Genomic DNA, 2,396 nt, shown 5'->3' with positions numbered 1-2,396 from the left:
GATCGGCTCCACCCCCACGGCCTCCATGGCGCGCAGGAACTTCTTCTCCACCATCTCGGCGCCCTCGTGCAGGGCGCCCGACGGCGTGGTCGCGGGGTCGAAGTCCGCGATGCGGGCCAGGTCGTCCAGGGGCTCCAGCAGGCGCTCCAGCACCTGTGCCTGGGCCCGGGCGATGTTGTCGGCCCGCTCGCGCTCCACCCGCTTGCGGTAGTTGTCGAACTCGGCGGCCAGCCGCAGGTGCCGGTCGCGCAGGGCGGTCAGCTCGTCGCCGCCTCCGCCCATGGCGGCCTGCGCCTCGGCGTGGGCGGGCCCGCCGCCGCCAAGGCCGTCGGCCTGTCCGTTCGCCTGGCCGTTGCCCTGCCCGTTGGCCTGGCCGTCGGCTGCCTGCGCCTCGTCGTGCGGGCGCCCGTTGTCCTGATCGCTCATCAGTCCCCGAAAAGAATAACCGCGTACGCGTCGTATCTCGTCAACCGGCGGCGCGCATCGGCGCCGCGGAAAGCGAACTCCACGGGGGCAAGCGAGGTGCCATCCGCCCCCGCCAATCTGGCAGCAACAATCCGCCTCAGCCCGCCCTCTATACACTCGAATCCGAAAAACATCTGACATCCGGGCCGAGGCCGTCCGTGTCAGTTACTTTCGCACTTCGCACTTTCGCACTTTCGCACTTTCGCACTTCGCACTCACGCACTCCCCAGCTTCCGTTCCAGCCAGTCCGCCACGTCCGCGATCACCCGGTGCCGCTCGGCCTCGTTCAGCGCCTCGTGCTGAAAGCCCTCGTATCGCTTGACCTCCACCTCGCCCGGGCAGGCGCTGGCGAAGCGCGCCACGGCCTCCGGCGCGACGACGCGGTCCCCGGTGGGCGCCAGGACCAGCAGGGGGACGCGGATGCTGTCCGGCTGCCGGAACGCCTCGTCCATGGCCCGCACCATCTCCGTGTACAGCCGCGGCGTGATGGTGGGGTGCAGCAGCGCGTCCGCGCGGTACGCGTCCACGTAGCCCGGCGCCGTCGACAGCATGGACGGGTCCAGCTCGTTGCTCATGGGCAGGCGCGGCAGCACCCGGCTGAAGACGCCGGCGAGCGCCGTCTTCCACCGCGGCGCCTGGACCGCGATCCCCAGCAGGGGGGCGGAAAGGACGGCGCCGGCAAAGCCCGCCTCCGGGTGCGTCTGCAGGTGGCGGATGGCGATCAGTCCGCCCAGCGAGTGCCCCAGGAGAAAAACGGACGTTCCCGGCGGAAGTTTCGCCGTGACGGCGCGGCGCCACGCCTCCAGGTCGCGCACGTAGTCGTCGAAGCCGTCCACGTGGCCCCGCGGCCCGCCCGACCGGCCGTGTCCGCGGTGGTCGATGGCGTGGACGGCGATGCCGCGCTCCGCCAGGTGCCGCGCCAGCTCCGCGTACCGCCCCCCGTGCTCGCCGTGCCCGTGGCTTACGAGCAGCGCGGCGCGCGGGGGCTCCGCGGGGGACCACGACTGGTGGTGAATGCGGATGCCGTCGGCGGCGCGCAGCTCGCCCGCGTCCTCACGGACGGCCATGGGCGGCGTCAGCGGTGAGGGGCGGGGCGGCGGCTCACGGCGCCGCCTGCTTCTTGCCGGCCAGCGAGCCGAAGTCGCGCAGGTAGACGTACAGCGAGTACACCGTGAGCACCACGGCGATGGTCAGGGCGACCACCGTGAACCCCGCGTGGAACCACTGCCAGTACTCCCACAGCTTCGTGTTCCACCCGTGCTCGCGCGCCGCCGACTGCAGGGCGTACCAGAAGATGGCCGCGCCGATGAACAGGTTCTGGAAGACCGCCTTGAGCTTGCCCGCGTTGCCGGCCGCCAGGACGACGCCGCGCTTGGCCGCGAAGCCGCGGAAGACGGTGATGAACGCCTCGCGCCCAAAGATGACGACCAGGATCCACAGGGGGAACTTCCACCCGAACCAGGGAAAGCGGGTGCCGGGCTCCGTCCAGTGGCTCAGCAGGTAGAACGGGATGAAGGTGGCGGCCAGCAGCAGCTTGTCGGCCAGCGGGTCCATCAGCTTGCCAAAGTCGCTGATGAGGTTGCGGCTGCGCGCCAGGTGGCCGTCCCACAGGTCGCTGAACGCGGCGGCCAGAAAGATTACGAAGCCCGCCATGCGCCACGAGAAGCCGTCGTACATCACCATGGGCGCCACCACCAGCGCCAGGACGATGCGCCCCAGCGTGATCGCGTTGGGAAGGTTGCGCCAGGCCATGGGTGCGGGCGTCCTTTAGCTGAGGGACTTGATGACCAGCTTGCTCACGGCCTTGAGCGTGTCGAACACGCCGATGCCGCGGGTGGCCACCGCCTCGTAGTACGGCACCGCGTTGGGGTTCAGCTCGCGCTGCAGCTCGTCGAGCGACGAGATGTTGGGCAGGTCGCGCTTGTTGTACT

The 2,396-nt window shown here is 70.4% G+C and carries 3 protein-coding genes; all 3 read right to left on the bottom strand.

Annotation, left to right across the window (positions count from 1 at the left end; genetic code table 11):
• Positions 1-426, bottom strand: a 426-nt coding sequence (locus VFZ20_RS15130) for a nucleotide exchange factor GrpE (protein WP_329684741.1), incomplete at its 3' end; no start/stop codon positions are given.
• Positions 427-680: 254 nt separating this feature from the next.
• On the bottom strand, positions 681-1,532 hold the full coding sequence (locus VFZ20_RS15125; RefSeq protein WP_329684740.1) for a lysophospholipase: 852 nt from the start codon (positions 1,530-1,532) through the stop codon (positions 681-683).
• A gap of 34 nt (positions 1,533-1,566) precedes the next feature.
• Positions 1,567-2,217 (bottom strand): CDP-alcohol phosphatidyltransferase family protein, encoded by a 651-nt coding sequence (locus VFZ20_RS15120; RefSeq protein WP_329684739.1) that lies wholly within the window; start codon positions 2,215-2,217, stop codon positions 1,567-1,569.
• Positions 2,218-2,396: the final 179 nt, after the last annotated feature.

Origin of the sequence: Longimicrobium sp., assembly GCF_036280135.1 — a bacterium.
Classification (GTDB): Bacteria; Gemmatimonadota; Gemmatimonadetes; order Longimicrobiales; family Longimicrobiaceae; genus Longimicrobium.
The sequence above is the reverse complement of the archived record's forward strand: the minus strand, read 5'-3'. Positions and strand labels throughout refer to the sequence as shown.

Excerpts from the sequence above, each read along its gene's own strand:
- VFZ20_RS15120 (WP_329684739.1), bottom strand. The coding sequence starts at position 2,217 with ATGGCCTGGCGCAACCTTCCCAACGCGATCACGCTGGGGCGCATCGTC.
- VFZ20_RS15125 (WP_329684740.1), bottom strand. The coding sequence starts at position 1,532 with ATGGCCGTCCGTGAGGACGCGGGCGAGCTGCGCGCCGCCGACGGCATC.